The organism is Chromatiales bacterium (assembly GCA_020445605.1).
GTDB lineage: Bacteria > Pseudomonadota > Gammaproteobacteria > JAGRGH01 > JAGRGH01 > JAGRGH01.
The window spans coordinates 65,107-80,655 of sequence record JAGRGH010000037.1; the positions used below are offsets into that span (position 1 = coordinate 65,107).

Sequence of the window (15,549 nt, forward strand, 5' to 3'; positions counted from 1 at the left end):
GGCTGCAACCGCGCCCAGACCACCCAGCCGGCCGGCCAGCGCGCCGCATCAGACCGGTGACTGATTGAGGATGTGCCGATGGACCTGAATACCCGATTCACCACGCCCGGTGGTTCCACCCGCGGTCGGCGGCGCAGTGACGCCAAGACTGCCACACACCGCAGCCGCCGGACGACCCGGCCCGGCCGCGGCCGCGAGGTCGACCCAATGGATAAGCTTGAGGCGGAACTCATCGCCGACCTGAAGCGCGCGCGAATCGGCGATGACGAAGGCCGGCGGCTCTTTGTGATGAGCCTGCGCCTGCGTCTCGGGACGCTCAGCCCGGAAGTGCCCATGGTCGAGCCGTCCGCTGCGGCGCCGACCTACGACCCCGACCTTTACGAGGTCGGCCAACTCGCGCGTGCCCTGGGCGCACGGGTGGGCGGATTGAGCGAAGCCGCGCGCGAAGTGCTGCTTGGTCAGCTCACCGACCATGACGCGTTCGCGCGCAAATACACCGGTGAATTTCTGACCAGCTTCGATCGTCTGCTGAAGCTTGTCGAACACGCCTGCACGCAGCTCGATCCGGCGCCGGTGCAGCCCGGTTCGCCCGATCCACAGTTCATGGATGAATTCCGCAATATCGTTGCACAGACCTACCGCCAGGCCTTCGACGACGATTCCGCGGAAGGGGTCGAACAGGTTCTGGCCGTGCTCGCCCGGCGCATGAAGCTGCCGATCAGCCCCGTCGGCTGAACAGGGCGGCGGCGCGGGTTCCGGGGCGCCCGGGATCTCGCCCTCGACCTTGAACACGAATCGAATGCGCCGCGAAGCGTGGCTTCGTGTTCTGGTTCCAGTCTCCGCCGGCCTGTTGACCGTCGCCATCGGTCTGATCTTGATTCGATGGCTCGCCCCGGGTCTGATCGGCAGCAAAGCGCCCGTTGACCTCAGGCTGGTTCAGGCCGACGACCGCGTCACGCCGTTTTTCGAGTCGGCGCTTCGCGCAAGCGACATTGCCAGCGCCGAGTTTCTGCTCAACGATCCTCACACGCGCGTCCGGCCCCGTCCGCTGCTCGCGCCGCGCATGACCTTTGGACCCCACGATCTGCTTGGCATGCGCAACGACTCGGTGCCGGTCTGGACCGATGTTCTCGCCATCGGTGACAGTCAGACCTACGGCAATAACGTGCCGCTTGCCGGCACCTGGCCTGCCGCCATGCGGCGCGCACTCGCTGAGCCGTCGACGCGGGTGTACCAGATGGCAACGGGCGGCTGGGCGGCTCCGCAGTATCTGTACATGGCGCGTCGCGCCCCCGCATTGCTGCCACAGGTGATGGTCGTAGCCTACTACGCGGGCAACGATCCGGCGGAATCGCTGCGCGATGTGCTGGAGATGCCGTACTGGCAGGGCCAGTTTCGGAGCGCATCAAACGAGCTTGCGCCGCTGCCGCGTACGGTGCTGAACGAAGGCGCGCCGTGGCCGGTGCGGTTTGCCGGCGGCGTCGAAACGGTTTTCACGCCGGGTGTCCGCCTGATTTCGAACCTGGCCCATCCGCGCGTGGCCGCTGGCTGGGCCGTGATGCTGGAGTCGGCGATTCGAATCGCCGAGATCGCGGTGGCCAGCGGTACGACGGTGGTCTTTGCGCTGATCCCCACGAAAGAACTGGTCTATGCGCAGCGGGTGGCCGATGAAGGTATTGCGGCACCCCCGCAGTATCGGGAACTGGTCGAGCGCGAGGCGCAGTGGGCAGATCGGTTTCTGGCCGACCTTTCACGCATCCCGGGCGCGCAGACCGTCGATGTGCTCGCAGCGCTGCGTGTCGCCGCTGCGCACAACGAGCCCCTGTATCCGGACGACGACAACGGGCACCCTGATCTCGCCGGCTATCGCGTGATCGGCGAGGCCATTGCCGCGGTGGTCGATCCGCTGCTGGCGCCACCACCTGAAGGAACGTACCGCGTCACGAATCCGGACGACGACGGCGGTGAGAGTCGCCTTGTGCTGATTCGAGACGCGCAGCTATGGCTGTTCGCCAGTTCGACGATCGCCAGGGACAACGGCTGGGACGTGTCGGAATCGACCGTGGTGCTCGCTGACCGCTGGCGCAATACACTGCCGCGCGCGGGGCTGATCGATCGGGTCGATACGGCGCGTTTCGGGCCGCGTTCAGACTGATTTGTCTGCGCCATCGGCAGGCTGCCCGGTCGCCGGAGCGTTGCGGGCAGCCAGAGCGGCGCGCTTTGCGGCACGTTTTGCGGCCTTTTCGGCCTCGCGGCGTTCGAGCCGCGTCACGCGCGCGGCGTGACGATCCTTGGCACGGCGCGCACGCGCCTGCTCCTGGCGAAATTCGCGCAGGGCGAACTTCGCTTCGCGGAAGCGCTGCACCAGCGGGATATGGCTGGGGCAGACGACCTCGCAGCAACCGCATTCGATGCAGACTTCCAGCCCATTGTGTGCCGGGCGCTCGGCGTCGCCGGTGCCGGCGGCCCAGAGGATCTCCTGCGGCAGCAGCAGCTCCGGGCATACCTCGACACAGGCCCCGCAGCGGATGCACGGCTGTGCGCCGATGGCATTGCGATCGCAGACCAGGTCGAGTGCCAGCACACAGTTGCCCGCCTTTGGCACGGGTGCATCAATGTCGCGCACGCGCACACCCATCATCGGCCCGCCCAGCAGCAGGCAGCTCAGGCTCGAACCCGCACCGCCAGCGGCCTCCAGCAGTTCGCCGATCGGTGTGCCGATCAGGACTTCCCGATTGTGTGGTTCGGCGACCGCCGGGCCGGTAATGGTCGCCACGCGTGAGACCAGCGGCCGTCCGTCGTCGAACACGGCGGTAACGGCTGCCGCGGTGCCGACATTCACACAAACGATGCCAAGGTCGATGGCGCGTTTGCCGCGCGGGACCGGCATTCCCGTGAGCACCTGCACAAGCTGGCGCTCGCTGCCGGTCGGGTAGATGGTCGGCACCACGACCATGCGCATGCGTGCATCGGCGGCCGTACGCAAAGCCTGATCGAGCGCCGTGATTGCGCCGGGCATGTTGTCTTCGACGGCGAACTGCACGGACTTCGCGCCACTGAGGTTCGCCAGATGTTTGGCACCGCGCACCACCCGGTCGGCGCGCTCCCTGAGCAGGGCCTCGTCGCAGGTGATGTACGGTTCGCATTCGGCGCCGTTGATGATCAGCGTGTGCACCGCGCCTGCGGCCAGCTTGTCGGCCGTCGGGAACGCGGCCCCGCCCAGTCCGGCCAGTCCGGCCGCGCGCAGGGCCTCGGCTCCGTCGGCAGGCGACCATGCGCCCGGTTCGGCCCAGCGGTCCTCACCGTCGGGTTCGATCACGATCGCGCGGGCGTAACGCAATACCGCGTGAACCACGGGCCGTTCGCCGATCTCGACGATGGTGCCCGAGGTCGGTGCATGCAGGCCGATGCCGCGCGCCAGCCCCGGCGCCGCAATCATCTGGCCGCCGAGCACCTGTTCACCAACGGACACACAGGGCACGCTCGCCGCGCCGTTGTGCTGTTTGAGCGGCAGTACAAGATGGCTCGGAATCAGCGCGGGGCGGATCGGGCCGGTCAGTGATTCCTGCTTGTGGGGCGCGAGGTGCAGCCCGCCGGGAAACGCATGAGTGGTCATGCGGCGAGCTGGCGCGGCAACAGCAGGATGCAGTCGACTGGGCACGGCGGCAGGCACAGCTCGCAGCCCGTGCATTCGTCGGTGATGACGGTGTGCATGAGTTTCGCGGCGCCGACGATCGCATCGACCGGGCAGGCCTGGATGCACAGTGTGCAACCGATGCAGGTTTCTTCATCGATCACGGCGATCTGCGGCGGCTTGTGTTCGCCGTTCTCGTCATTCAGGGGCAATGCCTCGCGGCCGAGCAGTTCGGCGAGTGCGCCGATCGTGGCTTCGCCGCCGGGCGGACATTGATTGATCTCGGCCTCGCCGGCGGCGATGGCCTCGGCATAGGGCCGGCAGCCCGCGAACTTGCACTGGCCGCACTGGGTCTGCGGCAACAGGCCGTCGATCGCATCCACGATCGAGCCGGTATCGGGGCGCCAGCGCTGCGCCGACAGGCCGAGAACCGTGCCGAGCACGGCGGCCAGGAGGGTCAGAACGATAACGGCAATCATCGGTTCAGGTGCGCACCAGGCCGGCGAAGCCCATGAACGCCAGCGCCATGATGCCGGCGGTGATCAGTGCGATCGGGCTGCCGCGAAACGGGGTCGGAATGTGCGGCCCGTCGATGCGCTCGCGCATGGCGGCAAACAGTGCCAGAACCAGCGTGAAGCCGAGCGCTGCGCCGAGCCCGTAGAACGCCGAAGCCGCGAGACTGTGATCCTCCTGCACGTTCAGCAAGGCCACCCCGAGCACGGCGCAGTTGGTCGTGATCAGGGGCAGATACACACCGAGAATCGAGTGCAGCAGCGGGCTCGTTGCACGCATGACCGTCTCGGTGAACTGGACGACCGCGGCAATCACGAGGATGAAGGCGATGGTGCGCAGATACTCCAGACCGAACGGCACCAGCAGCAGGGTGTGCAGCAGGTGGCTCAGAACCGCCGCCAGCGTCAGCACGAACGTGGTCGCCAGGCCCATCCCCAGTGCGGTCTCGACCTTGCGCGAGACGCCCATGAACGGGCACAGGCCGAGGAATTTGACCAGCACGAAGTTGTTCACCAGCACCGTGCCGACTAGGATCAATGCGAATTCGGTCATGGGCGATGATGATAGCCCGGTCGCCAGTCCGCGGCAGCCGGTAGATCAGGGCGCATGGCGCGAAATGGTGTCCAGCAGGATCTGCGCGAAGTGCGCGGCGACCTGTGGTTGCGAATAGTTGCGCTCGACATGTTCCCGCGCGGTCGCCGCCAGCCGTTCGCGGCGCTCGGCCGATTCCAGCAGATCCAGGGTCGCGCGCGCGAAGGCATCGGCCGTGTCGGCCTGCAGATAGTGTCGACCGGGTTCGAGGTCGAGTCCCTCCACGCCGATTGCGGTGGACACGACCGGACGGCCTGCGGCCATGGCCTCGTAGGCCTTGATGCGCGTGCCGCTGCCAACGCGTATGGGCATCACGTAGACCGAGGCCTTCGTCAGGTGGGGACGTACGTCGTCGACGAAGCCGGTAAAGCGGATGCCGGCGTTGCCCAGGCGTTCCACGAGTCGCGCGGGCGGGTTGCGTCCGATCACGCGAAGGCTTGCGTCCGGACGGCGCGCGCGGATCGCGGGCCAGACCTCTGCTGCAAACCACTCGATTGCATCGATGTTCGCGGCCCAGTCCATCGAGCCGGTGAACGCGATCTCGGCACCGGCCGGTGGCGGGCTGTAGGCGAAGTAGTCCGTATCGACGCCGGTCGGGATGACCGCGGTCGTCGAGTGCCCATAGCGCTGGTGGAACTGCCGGGCATCCTGGTCGGATACCGCGATCACCTGATCAAAACGCGCCAGCGCCGAACCCTCGAAGCGCTGCATCTTTTTCGCCTGTGAGTGCCAGAGTCGCCCGAGCATGGTGTCGGCATTCTGTTGCGCATGGCGTTCGAAGATCTGCGCCTCGCAGTTGTGCGTGAACAGCACACTCGGGTCATCGATCCGGTCCGGCGCGAACACCGCTGCGTGCACGAAGTCGAACACCACGATGTCCGGTCGCGTCGCGAGTGCCGCGGCAATGCTGGCGACGGCGGCCGGCGAACGGTCGCTCGCCACGGAAACCGGCAGGCGTCCGGCGAGTGCCAGCGGCCGCGTCAGCTTGGCGCTCAAGGCGCCACCTGCGGGCCAGCCGATGAAACGGTCGCAGATCGATTCCAGATCGGCCCGATGCCGGGCCTCGGCCTGCGCCGTCGCGGGCGAGGCCAGCGTGATTTCGAAATGGCTGCGTTTGAGATGGCGCAGCAGCTGCGAGCTGCGGATCTTCCCGCCCGAGTCCGCCGGGAACAGAAAGCGCGGCGAGACGAACAGCAGTCGTGGCCGCACGGTTACCAGCAGATGCCCTGATAGTCCGTTGCGACTGCGGCGATTTCGGCGCTGCCTTGCAGATCGATGACCGGCCGATCCGCGTGCGAACGCACGATGGCGTCGATGGCATCGGCGTCGGCGTTCGCGGCGATGATGATCTCGGCCCCGTCGAGCGCGGCATGCGGGGCGTCGCACAGCAGTTCGCCGAGGTGCGGGATGTGCTGTTCGATGAACTCGCGGTTCGCGCCGATCAGGTGCGACTCGGACACCAGTGCGTCGTGAATCCGCAGACGGTAGCCCTTGCCGAGCAGCCGCTCGGCCAGAGCCACGATCGGCGATTCGCGCAGATCGTCCGTGCCGGCCTTGAACGCCAGTCCGAACAACGCGACTTGGCGGCCCGGTCGTGCCGTCACGCGGGCCAGCGCGCGGTCGATGTGCCGCTCGTTGCTGGTCAGCACCTGGCCGAGCATGGGCAGGTCGACGTCGTGGATGCGTGCATGGTGCAGCCATGCGCGCAGGTCCTTGGGCAGGCAGGAGCCACCGAACGCATAGCCGGGACGCAGATATGCGCGCGAGATGTTCAGGCGTTCATCGCGCATGAATACGTCCATGGCCTCGCGTGCGTCCACGCCGGCGGCGGCCAGCAGGCTGCCGCATTCGTTCGCGAAGCTGATCTTCAGTGCGTGGTAGATGTTCGAAAGGTATTTCACCGACTCGGCCACGGCCACGCTGGTTTCCACGAACTCGGCCTCGACCGGCGCGTATAGCTCACGCAGCCGGGCGACGGCAGCCGGCGAGGTGGAACCCACGACCGTCAGCGCCGGCTGGTAGAAGTCCGCGATCGACGAGCCTTCGCGCAGGAATTCCGGGTTGTAGGCGAGTTCCAGACCCGCGCCAGGCGCACGACCGCTGGCCTTGATCAGCGCCGGGAACAGCCGCGAATCACAGGTGCCGGGCAGCACGGTGGAGCGGTACACGACGGTGTACGGCTCGCGCTTGTCGCGCAGCGCCGCGCCGATCTGGGCGGTGACCTGATCCAGGGAGTCGAGCGACAGCGCGCCGTTCGCGCGGCTTGGCGTGCCGACCGCGATCAGCGAAAGCTCGGTCGCCGCGATCGCCGCCGGGGTGTCGTCGGTCGCGCGCAGACGGCCGGCCCGGACCTGCTCGGCGACCAGCTCACCCACGCCGGGTTCGATGGTCGTGGACTGGCCGCCGTTGACCAGTGCGTTCTTGGTGGCATTGACGTCGACGCCAATCACGTCGTGGCCTTCGCGAGCGAGGCACGCGGCCGTGACGATGCCGACATAGCCAAGACCGAAAACGGAGATACGCATGAATGGGCGCCGGGTCGAGCGGGAGAACGCGGCATTATAGGGAAACGCCGATTGGGTCGGCGTTTCCTGCGGCATGGGCGCGCTGGGCTGGCAATCGTGGACGGAAGGAACCGCGCTTTGATCGATCCGCCGGGTCGGTATCATGTTGCCGCGCATCGCCGCGCGTACCGGAACCCGCCCGTTGAGTCTGTTCATCCTCTGGCAGAACGCCCAAAGCGGCGCGACCGAGCGCGTGCGCGCGGCGCTCGGCCGCAGCGGAATGTTGGTCGGGTCGCTGCGTGAGGTCGCGAACGCCGGCGTGCAGGGCTTTGCTGGAGCGGATGTCGATCTGCACCTGGAGGCCGGCGGCGCGCTGGGCTGCATCCGCGGGCCGGGCCCCGTGCCCGAGCAGTGGCACCGCGAGGGTTGGTCCGCGCTCGCGGGGCTGCGCGGCGGGCGGTTCGCGGCGGTGCGGATGGAATCCGGCCACGTCCGGGCGGCGGTCGATCCGCTCGGGATCGAACCGCTGTACTACGCGAGTGTCGATGGCGGGTTCGCCTGCGGCACGCGCGCCGATCTGGTCGCCGCCGCGCTGGGGATCCGGCAGCTGGACCGTCAGGCCGTCTTCAATTACCTCTGGAACCAGGTCGTGCCGGCGCCGCGCTCGGTCTGGGCTGGCGTGCGTCGACTCCCGCCGGGCCATGCGCTCGACGGTGATACGAAGGTGTTGCGGGCGCAGCGCTACTGGCATCCGGTGTTCGCCGAACCGGCCGCGGCGTTCGATGCCGCGAGCGCTGCGCTGGAGTTTCTGGCGGTGTTACGGGGTGGCGTTGCCGCACAGATCGATTCGGCCCCGGTTGGCGCGTTCCTGTCCGGTGGCATCGACAGTTCCACCGTCTGCGGCCTGCTGGCCGAGCACCGCGCGGGTGCGCAGGCGTTCTCGATCGGGTTTGGCGAGCGCGCCTACGATGAGCTCGATTTTGCGCGCACCAGCGCCGCGCACTACGGACTGAAACATCGCACGCGCATCCTCGAGGCCGCGGACGTCACGGCTGCGGTGGCCCGCATCGCGCGCTTCTACGGCGAGCCGTTCGGCAATGCGTCGGCCGTGCCAACCCTGTACTGCGCGGAACTCGCGGCGGAACACGGCGTTGACCGGTTGCTGGCCGGCGATGGCGGCGATGAACTGTTTGGCGGCAACGAGCGGTATGCCAAGCAGCAGGTCTACGACCACTACGGTCGTCTGCCGCGCTGGCTGCGGGCGGGACTGATCGAACCGCTTGCGCGCCTGCCCGGCGCCGATCGCGGGCGAATTGGCAAACCCGCGCGCTATGCGCGCGAGGCCGCGCGGCCGCTTAAAGAACGCATCGAGCGCTGGAATCATCTGCGGCACTTTGGACTCGACGAAGTGTTCGACGCGGCATTTCTGGATGGACTCGATGTCTCGGAGCCTGCGCGATTGCAGGCCGGCTGGATGGACGAGGCCCGCGCGCGCACGACGATCGATCGCATGATGTGGCTGGACTGGCACCAGACGCTTTCCGATAATGACCTGCCGAAGGTCAGCGGCATGTGTGCGCTCGCGGGGATCGACGTGCGCTATCCGTGGCTGGATGCAAGGCTGGTCGATTTTGCCTTGCGCCTGCCGGCGCGCGAAAAGGTGCGTGGCCGGCGGCTGCGACATTTCGTGAAGCAGGCGCTGGCGGAGTTTCTGCCCGGCGCGGTCATTGCCAAGCGCAAGCACGGCTTCGGGCTGCCGGTCGGTCCATGGCTGGCCGGCGATTCGATGCTTCACGCCTGGGCGACTGACGCTCTGGGCGCACTCGAGGCGCGCGGGTTGTTGCGCGCGGGATTTGCACGCCGGCTGATCGGCCAGGAACTGGCGCGACACCCGGCCTACTTCGGTGGTTTTGTATGGGTATTGGCGATGCTCGAGCAGTGGTTGCGCGAGCACGATGCGTGCTGGTAGCAGCGGTATTCGTCGCACTGACCGCATCTTCGGTGCAGGCGGCGGACGGCTCCGCGGCTCCGCGGATCGACTGTGGGACGGTTGCCGATTCCTCCGGAGTTGGTCCGTACGACTATCGCGATCGGTCTCAGGCGCGGTTGCTGAGTACCGTCGAACAGCATCACTTCTTCGACGCGACCGAAGTGCTCGCAATGCGTGGTACGAGTGATCTCGAATACAGCGCCGCGAAGGGCAAGTCGGCGTCGATCGGTGGCGACCTCGATTACACGCTACGCGCGTTTCCAAACCACCATCGTGCGTTACTGGCGATGTCCAAGTACCAGGGCCATCGCGGCTGGAAGGCCGGTTCCATCTACATGCCGATCGAGTGTTACTTCGAACGCGCGATGGCGTTCGTCCCCGGTGACAATGCGGTCCGCCTGATAGCCTCGATCGACCGCTACAACGCCGGGCAGGTCGAGCGCGCAATCGCGCTGCTCGAACCGGTTGCGACTGAAGACCTGCACGACCCGGAACTGCACTACAATCTTGGCCTGTTCTACATGAAGGCCAAGCGCTACAACGAGGCGGTGCACCATGCACAGCTGGCCGAAGCGCTGGGCTATCCACTGCGCGGACTGCGGCGCAAGCTGGAAGCTGCGGGTCATTGGCCGACTCCGCCGTCCTGATGGTCCGGCGCCTTGGCGGCCTGCTGCGTGATCTGGGCCCGGCAACGGCGATCTGTTATCTCCTTGATCGCATGCTGCGACGGCTCAGCGCCGGGCGCGCCAGCGTGATTCGCTATGTGCTGACCATGCAGCCGCTCGAAGTCCCTCCGCGGTTGCCGGCGCGGCGGGGCGGGTCGATTCGCGTCGCGGCCGAAGACCCCGTGGCCGTCAACGCCACGCAGCGGCTGCGTCCGGACCACGCGATCCGTCATCGCGTCGAACAGGGCGCGATCTGTCTGGTGGCGCGCGCGGCAAACGGCGAGTTTCTCGGCTGGATCTGGTTTGTGCCGGGGCCGTTCGACGAGGACGAGGTGCGCGTGCGCTACGCGCTGGTGCCGGTGCAGCGGGTTGCCTGGGATCTCGATGTCTGGGTCGAACCCGCGCAGCGTCTCGGTTTTGTGTTTGCAGCACTCTGGGATGCCGCCGCAGAGGGGCTTCGTGAGCGTGGCTTTGCATGGACCGCCAGTCGCGTGTCGGCCTACAATCTGGGCTCCCTGAATGCCCATCGCCGCCTTGGCGCCCGCGAGGTCGGGGTCGTCACTTTCCTGACCCTCGGTTCCTGGCAGTGCCGGATTGCGCGCCGGCCGTTCGGCTGGCGTTGCACGGGCGCGCGGGGTTCGACTCCGGAACTAAGGTTGGTTGCGCCCGATGAGTGATCGCCTGCCCGTAGTGAGTTCGTCGGAATGACTGCGTCCGATGTCCGTCATCTGTTGCTGCTCGCGGTCGTAGCCTTCGCCATGCTGGTGTTCGGCTGGGTCGGTTTCGTGGGCTCGCAGGACGCCGCCTATGCCGATGCCGCTCAGCGTTGGCTCGAGGGCGGCTCGGGCCTCGCGCCCAGTCACTGGGAGATGCGCTACCTGTACGTCGGCGCCATCGGCGTCGCGTTTGCGCTGTTTGGCGCAACCGAGACCGCCCTTCTGTTGCCCGGCGTGATTGCCTACCTGATTCTGGTCGGGTTGACCTATCTCGCTCTGCGCGTCCTGGTTGATCGTCATGTCGCCCTGCTTGCGGGCGTATTCGTTGCCGCTTTGCCGCTGTTTGCGGCCGGGGCGAGCGTCGCGACACCGGACACGATGGAACTGGTTTTCGTCGCGGCGTCCCTGCTGCTGTTGGCCGACAGCGAGAACCGCGGTCGCACCCGGGGTTGGTTTGTTGCCGTCGGGGTGCTGGCCGGTTTCGCCTGGCTGGTTCGCGAGACGAGTGCCGGGCTCATCGTGTTTTTCCTGCTGTTGCTGTTCGCCGGGGATCACACCCGGCGCGCGCGCGTGGGCTGGGTCCTGCTGGGCTTTGTGATCGTGGCGGGCGCCGAGTTCGTGAACTATTTCGCGGCGACGGGCGATGCACTGTATCGGCTGCGGGCGGACTTCGGCGCGGGTGATCTGCTTGGTCGCGGCGGGGTGGCCGAGGCCAGTGCGGACCGCGTCAGCGCCTTGGTCGTCGGGTCGTGGCTGGACCCGGTCCTGGCCTTGTTTGCCGGCCAGGAGTTCTCGGCGCTGTACTGGCTGGCGATGCCGGTCGGTCTGTGGCTTGTCTTCGACCGGCGCCTTGCGGCTCAGTCCCGTCGGCTGGTGCGTTATCTCGCCGCGGCCGGACTGATCCAGCTGCTGCTTGTCGTCGCGCTGACCGGACAGCGTTACCTGCTGCCGCGCTACCTGTACTGGGGCGCATTCGCGGCGACCCTGCTGCTGGCGATCGGGGTTGTCACGCTTTGGCGACGCGGGTCTCGCGGGCTGGCCTTCGCGATCGCCGCGGCCTATCTCGCAGGTTGTGCGGCTGGCGTGTATGTCGACAACCGGGAGTACTTCTTCGGCGAGCGTGCCGTGGTCGGGCTGGCCGCCGACAGCGACGAACCGCTGTATACGGACCCGGAGACCTTCCACCGGATCGAGTTTCTGCTGGAGGCCGCCGGCGTCGCCGCGCGGGTGCGCACCGAACCACCGCCGCCCGGCGCGCGGTTCGCTTATCTGCGGCGCAATGTCGATCGTGGCGTGGCAGCGGGGGTCCGTTTCGATTCCGCACAGTACCGTCCACAGACGGCCTGGGAGGAACTTGCGCGGTTTGATCCGGGCCGCAAGTGGATCGGCCAGATGATCGCTACGTTGGGGCTGCGCGACGCGCTGCCGTCCGTGGTCTATCGGCGTCTGAATCGTCCGACCCGCCCGATGATTGTCTATCGTGTCGTGGTCGAGCCCCTGACCGGCGCGTGAAATTCCGCGAGATTCTCCGGCGCGAACGGGTCCGGCGCTGGCTACGGTTCGGAGCGGTCGGCGCAACCGGCTTTCTGATCGAGGCAAGCCTGATTACGTTGCTGGTGCACGGTCTGGGTTGGGGCCCCTACCAGGCCCGCATGATTTCGTTTCCGATTGCAGTCTCGGTCACTTGGTACCTGAACCGGACCTTCACCTTCGCGGACTTGGCCGGCGGTTGCCGCAAGCGCGAATATGGCCGCTATGTGCTGGTCAACACTGTCGGTGCCGGCACCAATCTGAGTGTGTATGCGATCGCGGTCGCGCTGTCCGGGCAGATCGCGCGCTGGCCGGTGCTCGGCCTGGTGCTTGGGGCAGGCGCGGGGATGTTCATCAACTACCTCGGCGCGCGACATTTCGCGTTCCGGCCAGACCGGCAAGAGGTCGAGGCCTGACTGGTGGCAGGCTGAAACGGATTGACGCCATGCGCCGAGTGAATGTCGGCGTCGTCCTGCGGTTGATTTCTTTACGCGGCTTGGGAAGTCCGAAGATATGAATTCACGCCTTGAACAACAGCGAATAGCGGTGCTGCTGCCCTGCTACAACGAAGCGGGCGCGATCTCCGACGTGGTTGCGGCGTTTCGTGACGCGTTTCCGAAGGCGTCAATATTCGTCTATGACAACAACTCCACAGACGACACCGCGGTGCTCGCGGCAGCGGCTGGTGCGACGGTTCGCCACGAGTCATACCAGGGCAAGGGACACGTGGTGAGGCGGATGTTCGCGGACGTGGATGCAGACGTCTACGTCATGGCCGATGGCGATGGGACCTACGACGCGTCCTCCGCCGCGGAAATGTTGCGCATGCTCAGTGAGCAGAGACTCGATATGGTCGTTGGCACGCGCATGAATTCGTCAGGCGAAGCGCAGTTCCGTGCGGGCCATCGCTTCGGCAACCGGCTGTTTACCGCGTTTGTCGGGTGGCTGTTCGGGCGCACCTTCACGGACATCCTGTCCGGCTACCGTGTTTTTTCCCGTCGCTTCGTGAAGAGTTTTCCGGTGCTTTCGACCGGTTTCGAGATTGAAACGGAGCTGACCGTGCACGCCCTGCAGATGCACATGCCGGTCGGCGAGAGGGATACGGTATATGGCGTCCGCGCGCTGGGCTCGCAGAGCAAGTTGAACACCTACTCAGATGGACTGCGCATTGCCTGGACGATCATGCGGCTGTTCAAGCAGGTTCGGCCCGTGCTGTTCTTTTCGGCGCTGGCCGTCGTTTTAGCGGCTGCCTCGGTTGTGCTCGCCTGGCCGATCTTCACACACTGGCTGGCGACGGGGCTGGTGCCGCGGCTGCCGACCGCCGTGCTGGCGACAGGCATGATGTTGCTGGCATCTCTGGCGGTCGCCGCGGGTTGGGTGCTGGAAAGCGTGGCTCAGGCGCGCTTGGAGGCCAAGCGGCTGGCATATCTGGCGATTGGAGAGTCGCCCCGCGCCGGGCATTAGCCAGACGCGGGAGCAGGATCGCGTCAGGCGAGCGCTTTGATCTGCGCGTTCATGCGGCTCTTGTAGCGCGCCGCGGCATTGCCGTGCAGCAGGCCCTTGGTGACCATGCCGTCGATGTACGGTACGGCCTCGCGGTAGGCGGCCTGTGCGTCGTCCTTGGCACCGCTGGCGATCGCCGCGCGGACCTTCTTGACATAGGTGCGCATGCGGCTGCGCAGGGCCTGATTGTGCTGGCGGTGCTTTTCAGCCTGCCGCGCGCGTTTTTCTGCCGAAGCCGTGTTGGCCAACGGGGTTCTCCGAGGCGAAGAAAGCCGCGCATTCTGGCTTCATGGCCAGCGGATGTCAATGTCCACGCCGGTATAATCCGCCCCCCATGAGCCGGTCCCTGGCCCGATCCACGATCACCGTCGGCGGCGCGACGCTGGCCTCGCGGCTGGCGGGCTTCGCGCGCGACGTGGTGCTGGCGCGGGTGTTCGGCGCCGGTGCGGAGACCGACGCGTTCTTCGTCGCCTTCAAGATCCCGAACTTCATGCGCCGGCTGTTCGCCGAGGGCGCGTTTTCGCAGGCCTTCGTTCCGGTGCTGGCCGACTACAAGGTCCGCGAGGGCGGTGCGCTGCGCGATTTCATCGACCATGTCGCCGGTTCGCTCGGTGCCGTGCTGCTCGTGATCACCCTGGTCGGCGTGGCCGCCGCGCCGCTCGTGATCGGCCTGTTTGCGCCGGGTTTCGTCGGTGATCCCGGCAAGTTCGGGCTCGCAGTCGACATGCTGCGTCTGACGTTTCCGTACCTGCTGCTGATCTCGCTGACGGCGTTCGCTGGCGGCATCCTGAACAGTCATGGCCGGTTTGCGCTCCCGGCGCTGACGCCGCTGCTGCTGAACTTTGCCCTGATCGGCGCCGCGCTCTGGCTCGCGCCGCGCACCGAGCCCGCCGTGCTGGCGCTGGCCTGGGGGGTGCTCATCGCCGGCATTGCGCAGCTCCTGGTGCAGGGGCCGGCGCTCGCGCGGCTGGGCCTGTTGCCGCGGCCCCGTCTGGCGCGCGGCCACGAGGGGGTGCGCCGGATCATGCGCCTGATGCTGCCGGCACTGTTCGGGGTGTCGGTCACGCAGATCAACCTGCTGATCGACACGATCATCGCCTCGTTCCTGGTCTCGGGCAGCGTCACCTGGCTGTACTACGCCGATCGTCTGATGGAGTTTCCGCTCGGTGTGTTCGCGATCGCGCTGGGCACCGTGATCCTGCCGAACCTGTCGGGCCTGCACGTCAAGCGCGACCTCGCGGCGTTCTCCGCGACACTGGACTGGGCGCTGCGGCTGGTGGTGTTGCTGGCCCTGCCGGCCGCGGTCGGTCTGATCGTGCTCGCCGGGCCGATCCTCGCGACCCTGTTCGGCTCGGCCGAGTTTGGTTCCGGCGACGTCGCGCGAACGGCCGAGGCGCTCGCAGCCTACGGCGTCGGGCTCGTCGGCTTCACGCTGGTCAAGGTGCTCGCGCCCGGTTTTTATGCACGCCAGGACACGCGCACGCCGGTGCGCATCGGCGTGATCGCAATGGCCGTGAACGTCGTCGGAAACCTGACTCTGGTCTGGTTTCTCCAGCATGCCGGGCTGGCGCTGGCGACCTCGATCGCGGCCTGGGTCAATGGGCTGCTGCTGCTGCGCGGACTCCGCCGCGCCGAGGTCTACCGGCCGGCCTCCGGGTGGAAGGCGCTCGCGTTGCGCGCGCTGTTCGCGAACGCCGCGATGGCCGGCGTGCTGGTCGGTCTGGCCGGCGCGACCGAAGTCTGGGGCAGTGGAACGACGCTCGCGCGCGGCGCATGGCTGGCGGCCATTCTGTTCGCTGGCGTCGTGACGTATTTCGCCGCGCTCGCCCTGGCCGGCGGCCGGGTGCGGCATTTTCGCCAGGGCGCCACAGACTGAGTCGGCGCATGCCCGCCGGCGGTCGGC

At 67.1% G+C, this 15,549-nt stretch carries 15 protein-coding genes; 9 read left to right on the plus strand and 6 right to left on the minus strand.

Annotated features, from left to right (window positions below):
* Positions 1–207 precede the first annotated feature (207 nt).
* Positions 208–735 carry a hypothetical protein gene (locus KDG50_07400; GenBank protein MCB1865242.1) on the plus strand — a complete coding sequence of 176 codons (528 nt, stop codon included), beginning with the start codon at positions 208–210 and terminating at the stop codon, positions 733–735.
* A gap of 49 nt (positions 736–784) precedes the next feature.
* On the plus strand, positions 785–2,155 hold the full coding sequence (locus KDG50_07405; protein MCB1865243.1) for a hypothetical protein: 1,371 nt from the start codon (positions 785–787) through the stop codon (positions 2,153–2,155).
* On the opposite strand, the gene rsxC is transcribed toward KDG50_07405, so the two are convergent.
* From rsxC to KDG50_07430, 5 genes are read right to left on the minus strand one after another with little or no spacing between them, the layout of a single operon-like run.
* Positions 2,147–3,616, minus strand: a complete 1,470-nt coding sequence (gene rsxC / locus KDG50_07410; protein ID MCB1865244.1) for an electron transport complex subunit RsxC — start codon at positions 3,614–3,616, stop codon at positions 2,147–2,149. The two genes, KDG50_07405 and rsxC, sit on opposite strands and share 9 nt — an antisense overlap.
* Entirely contained in the window at positions 3,613–4,113 is a 501-nt protein-coding gene (gene rsxB / locus KDG50_07415; GenBank protein ID MCB1865245.1) for an electron transport complex subunit RsxB, read from the minus strand. Before rsxB ends, rsxC begins: the two co-directional genes overlap by 4 nt.
* Positions 4,114–4,117: 4 nt before the next feature.
* Entirely contained in the window at positions 4,118–4,699 is a 582-nt protein-coding gene (gene rsxA / locus KDG50_07420; protein ID MCB1865246.1) for an electron transport complex subunit RsxA, read from the minus strand.
* Between the two features lie 45 nt (positions 4,700–4,744).
* Positions 4,745–5,947 (minus strand): glycosyltransferase, encoded by a 1,203-nt coding sequence (locus tag KDG50_07425; GenBank protein ID MCB1865247.1) that lies wholly within the window; start codon positions 5,945–5,947, stop codon positions 4,745–4,747.
* A gap of 2 nt (positions 5,948–5,949) precedes the next feature.
* Positions 5,950–7,263 (minus strand): nucleotide sugar dehydrogenase, encoded by a 1,314-nt coding sequence (locus tag KDG50_07430; protein MCB1865248.1) that lies wholly within the window; start codon positions 7,261–7,263, stop codon positions 5,950–5,952.
* A gap of 181 nt (positions 7,264–7,444) precedes the next feature.
* Between KDG50_07430 and KDG50_07435 the strand changes: the two genes are divergently transcribed.
* From KDG50_07435 to KDG50_07460, 6 genes are all read left to right on the plus strand, one after another.
* The gene (locus KDG50_07435; GenBank protein ID MCB1865249.1) at positions 7,445–9,211 is read left to right on the plus strand and encodes an asparagine synthase; all 1,767 of its coding nucleotides are present in this window, start codon (positions 7,445–7,447) and stop codon (positions 9,209–9,211) included.
* On the plus strand, positions 9,202–9,879 hold the full coding sequence (locus KDG50_07440; protein MCB1865250.1) for a hypothetical protein: 678 nt from the start codon (positions 9,202–9,204) through the stop codon (positions 9,877–9,879). Before KDG50_07435 ends, KDG50_07440 begins: the two co-directional genes overlap by 10 nt.
* Positions 9,858–10,574, plus strand: coding sequence for an N-acetyltransferase (locus KDG50_07445; GenBank protein ID MCB1865251.1), 717 nt, complete (start codon positions 9,858–9,860; stop codon positions 10,572–10,574). The genes KDG50_07440 and KDG50_07445 overlap by 22 nt, the downstream gene beginning before the upstream one ends.
* 27 nt (positions 10,575–10,601) lie before the next feature.
* Complete coding sequence (locus tag KDG50_07450; protein MCB1865252.1) at positions 10,602–12,125, plus strand: glycosyltransferase family 39 protein; 1,524 nt, start codon at positions 10,602–10,604, stop codon at positions 12,123–12,125.
* Positions 12,122–12,559, plus strand: a complete 438-nt coding sequence (locus tag KDG50_07455) for a GtrA family protein (GenBank protein MCB1865253.1) — start codon at positions 12,122–12,124, stop codon at positions 12,557–12,559. Before KDG50_07450 ends, KDG50_07455 begins: the two co-directional genes overlap by 4 nt.
* A 97-nt stretch (positions 12,560–12,656) precedes the next feature.
* Positions 12,657–13,607, plus strand: coding sequence for a glycosyltransferase (locus KDG50_07460; GenBank protein MCB1865254.1), 951 nt, complete (start codon positions 12,657–12,659; stop codon positions 13,605–13,607).
* 23 nt (positions 13,608–13,630) lie between these two features.
* Here KDG50_07460 and rpsT read toward each other — a convergent pair whose 3' ends face one another.
* Entirely contained in the window at positions 13,631–13,894 is a 264-nt protein-coding gene (gene rpsT, locus KDG50_07465) for a 30S ribosomal protein S20 (protein ID MCB1865255.1), read from the minus strand.
* An 86-nt stretch (positions 13,895–13,980) separates the two neighbouring features.
* Here rpsT and murJ point away from each other — a divergent pair, with 86 nt between their 5' ends.
* On the plus strand, positions 13,981–15,522 hold the full coding sequence (gene murJ, locus KDG50_07470; GenBank protein ID MCB1865256.1) for a murein biosynthesis integral membrane protein MurJ: 1,542 nt from the start codon (positions 13,981–13,983) through the stop codon (positions 15,520–15,522).
* Positions 15,523–15,549: the final 27 nt, after the last annotated feature.

Coding starts and splice junctions, on each gene's coding strand:
- KDG50_07400 (MCB1865242.1), top strand. CDS start 208: ATGGATAAGCTTGAGGCGGAACTCATCGCCGACCTGAAGCGCGCGCGA.
- rsxC (MCB1865244.1), bottom strand. CDS start 3,616: ATGACCACTCATGCGTTTCCCGGCGGGCTGCACCTCGCGCCCCACAAG.
- rsxB (MCB1865245.1), bottom strand. CDS start 4,113: ATGATTGCCGTTATCGTTCTGACCCTCCTGGCCGCCGTGCTCGGCACG.
- rsxA (MCB1865246.1), bottom strand. CDS start 4,699: ATGACCGAATTCGCATTGATCCTAGTCGGCACGGTGCTGGTGAACAAC.
- KDG50_07430 (MCB1865248.1), bottom strand. CDS start 7,263: ATGCGTATCTCCGTTTTCGGTCTTGGCTATGTCGGCATCGTCACGGCC.
- KDG50_07450 (MCB1865252.1), top strand. CDS start 10,602: ATGACTGCGTCCGATGTCCGTCATCTGTTGCTGCTCGCGGTCGTAGCC.
- KDG50_07460 (MCB1865254.1), top strand. CDS start 12,657: ATGAATTCACGCCTTGAACAACAGCGAATAGCGGTGCTGCTGCCCTGC.
- murJ (MCB1865256.1), top strand. CDS start 13,981: ATGAGCCGGTCCCTGGCCCGATCCACGATCACCGTCGGCGGCGCGACG.